Genomic DNA, 3,102 nt, shown 5'->3' with positions numbered 1-3,102 from the left:
TCTCGATAAAGCCCACGGGGATATCTTTTTTGGTTAGGATGTAGTCGGGCGCACCACAGGATTGTCGTTTCGGCTCATTGGTCGCACTGACGTCCGGCACCAAGCTTTCGATGAGCTGTTGTAGGTCACCGCGGAAGGTGTGTTCCGTGGCGTTGCCTAGACGGTATCGTTGGTCAAGGTTGGAAATATACTGTTGGGTGGTCATTATTCGGTTTGGTTTTTGGCTGCATGAGATGAGCATGTGAGACACCGTCTTACTTAATGGCACTATCGGGTTCTGCCGATGCAGTTACATTCCTTGTCATTTTCCAATGCTTATTTAGATTTTTGTAAAATTCGTTTTCAATATCTGATACCACAATCGGCAGGGCCATTTGACATAAGGCCACTTATAGCACAGTATAATCATTCAACGCTTATTTAGACTATGCTATAACTCAGTTCTTTATTGCCAGTAGTTCTTTACAAATATTTTATGCTAGTCATTAGGTCACGATACTTGAGCATACGTTCGCTATCAATTTCTACAATTCCATTTTTGCCAGTACTTTCAGATTTACCCATTTCTGCTTGGACTTCCAGAATTTGCTTTTGAATATTCAAAGTTTGAGCAGTCGAAACGTATGGTAGGTTTTTCGGTTTGTTTTCACGAAAATAATCTTGACAAAAAAAGAAAGCTGTGTTTAAGTCTTTCACACTTTCTTTATTAATCCAAGATTTTTTAGCCAAATGGATTAACCAATCCCAAACTAAATGTCCATTATAATCTCTTGTTTCCCAAAATCTACTAGACTCAATAATATAATCGTGTCCTCCTTTTCCAACTAATGCATCAGATTCGACTTGCCAAATTCCAAACTTTATTATTGCAATACTTGCATAAAATTCTTCGTAGTCAAATTGATTGTTCTTTTTTGTATAGTTTACTGCTTTATAAAAATCTGAATGGTCTTCGGTAAAATTATTTGGTATTTCTCCATTTTGCCAAAGGTCATATAAATGATTTTTTGCTTCTTGTTCTGTCATATTTTCAAAGTTTCACGTCCAAATTTTCATCTAATAAATTTTCCAATTCTGTTCTAAAAAATATATTATTTGTTCTGATTTTTGCTCTATCACAAACAGCGTCTACAGCTAAATCACTTTCCAAAAAGGGTTGTATTGATAATTCGGCATTCATAGTTCTCAAATAGGATTTAGCAAAAGCGTCAAATTCCTTTGCATTTGTCGGACGAATTATTAATTCTTCAATTGTTCCACCTCTATATTTTTGTCCGATTAAATACTCATTTTTATTTTTTAATTCGGTTGCTTCTTTAAAATTCATTTCCTATAATTTTAAGTTGTTACGCTGTTTCTCAAATTATTGGCAACAATTTGATAGCATCATTGATGATATACCACTTATGTATGTAAATTAATAATCATTTACTTGAGCTTTAATAAATTCCATTTTTCTCGCTCGACTTTATACAATTCATTTTCAGAATCGTATCTATGACCGTTTACTAGAACATAGCCGTGTCCGTCATAATCTACCTCATTCCAGTCATATGCTTCAGGAGACTTGACTTCCCAAGATTTATATGGATGAGATTTTAGAAACAAGTTTTCGTCTTCTGTGTATATTTTCATAGTTAATTTACCATCATTATTCAAACTACATTAGCCATCCCCCGTTTTTTCAATTGAACTTCAGATCCAGTTGACCGAGGAACGGATCGGGCACCATATCGTCTATCTTCCATCTCGTCCTTACCGGCATCAACAGTATGGATACCACCTTGCTTATCTTGTAGTAGATGAAGTTGACGAGTTCCCGTGGCACGTTTTTGTTCAGGTAGTTGTACCCCGCATCGAGCAACAGGTCGGTGTGCATCGACCGAATTTTCCTGTAGATCATGTACATGGCCGCCGTAAGGACGGCCAACATGGATTGCAGCCCCGTAAAGGTCTTTATCTGTATATCCTCCAGCCCGTACTCCTGCTTGACGTGCCTGTGGTACTCCTCGATCTTCCAGCGTAGCCCGTACCCTTTGAAGGCCCATTTCGCGACCTCCACGGAGGTGGCCAGATCGCTCTTCACCAGCAGGTAGCAGAGCCCGCCGTGCCGCCTGTTTTTGGTGACCACCAGCCACAGATGGTGGACGCTGCGCCCTATCCTGTATTCTATCGGTACGGCCCCAATATCGTAGATCTCGGCCACGGGCCTGTCCTTCTTTATCTTGATCACTTTTTGGCCTGTCGTAAGGTCGACTTTCTTGGCCAGTTCCCCTGCCTCGACCTTTTCCCCGCCATGGTCGACCCTGGTGTTCTTCTTCAAGCGGATGATGGCCCGCGGACATTCGCCGATGAAGAAATCCTTGAGGATCTGGTTGTCCGCCCCGCGGTCGAATACCCAACAGCCCTTGTCGCCGATGTGCTCCTTTACCTTCCGCACCGTTTCCTTGATCTCTTTGTTGCTGCTCAGTGCGCCCATCTCGTAACTGTACGCCCTGCCCATCAGGGGGGACATTTCCTTGTGGGCGTTGACGGCGGTGATGTTCAAAACGTTATAGCCGAGCCCTATCTCCCCGGTATCCCCGTTCTTCACGAATTCCAGCCCTTCCATGTATTTCGCGTGCTTTTTACTGATGTCGGTGCCGTCCATGACGATGAAATCGTCCTTCGATACCCCCAGGGCCGCCGACCCCAGATGGCCCTCCAGTACCTTGTCGGCATAGTCCTCCTTCAGGTACTGCGACGAGAGCCGTTTTGCCACGTCCTTTAGCCTCAAGGGCTCCCTGAGGGAGGCCGCGATCTGGTTCACGAATACGGACCTGCTCTTGAGTATGCCCGTTACCATGTCCTTCAGGCAGCGCCTTTCGGGCTTGGTCATATCGGCCGGGCAGGAAAGATATCCGTTTATTTTGGTCAGTATTCTTTTTGTCAGTATATTGTCCATGGAACTGTTTTTTAAGGGTTTATTGTTCGTTTTTTCCAATTACAATTTACCACTTTTAAAACAGTTTTCCTATTTAAAAACCTCCCGGAACACCAATAAAATCAATACTCTAACAAACCACCCGTCCACTTTTCGGGGGATGGCTAATTAAAACCCAA

3 protein-coding genes and 1 pseudogene are annotated in these 3,102 nt (G+C 42.7%); all 4 read right to left on the bottom strand.

Annotated elements, in window-relative coordinates:
* Positions 1-205, bottom strand: a pseudogene (locus ACEW8S_RS16325) (adenine methyltransferase); the annotation flags it as partial.
* Between the two features lie 257 nt (positions 206-462).
* The gene (locus tag ACEW8S_RS16320; protein ID WP_373519184.1) at positions 463-1,026 is read right to left on the bottom strand and encodes a hypothetical protein; all 564 of its coding nucleotides are present in this window, start codon (positions 1,024-1,026) and stop codon (positions 463-465) included.
* A gap of 4 nt (positions 1,027-1,030) precedes the next feature.
* A complete protein-coding gene (locus ACEW8S_RS16315) occupies positions 1,031-1,327 on the bottom strand; it encodes a hypothetical protein (protein WP_373519183.1) in 297 nt (98 codons plus the stop codon).
* A gap of 357 nt (positions 1,328-1,684) precedes the next feature.
* On the bottom strand, positions 1,685-2,944 hold the full coding sequence (locus ACEW8S_RS16310) for a transposase (RefSeq protein WP_373519182.1): 1,260 nt from the start codon (positions 2,942-2,944) through the stop codon (positions 1,685-1,687).
* Positions 2,945-3,102: the final 158 nt, after the last annotated feature.

The sequence above is a fragment of the Pricia sp. genome (assembly GCF_041745955.1).
In the GTDB taxonomy this organism is placed as follows: Bacteria; Bacteroidota; Bacteroidia; order Flavobacteriales; family Flavobacteriaceae; genus Pricia.
This window is presented reverse-complemented; position numbering and strand designations above follow the sequence as displayed.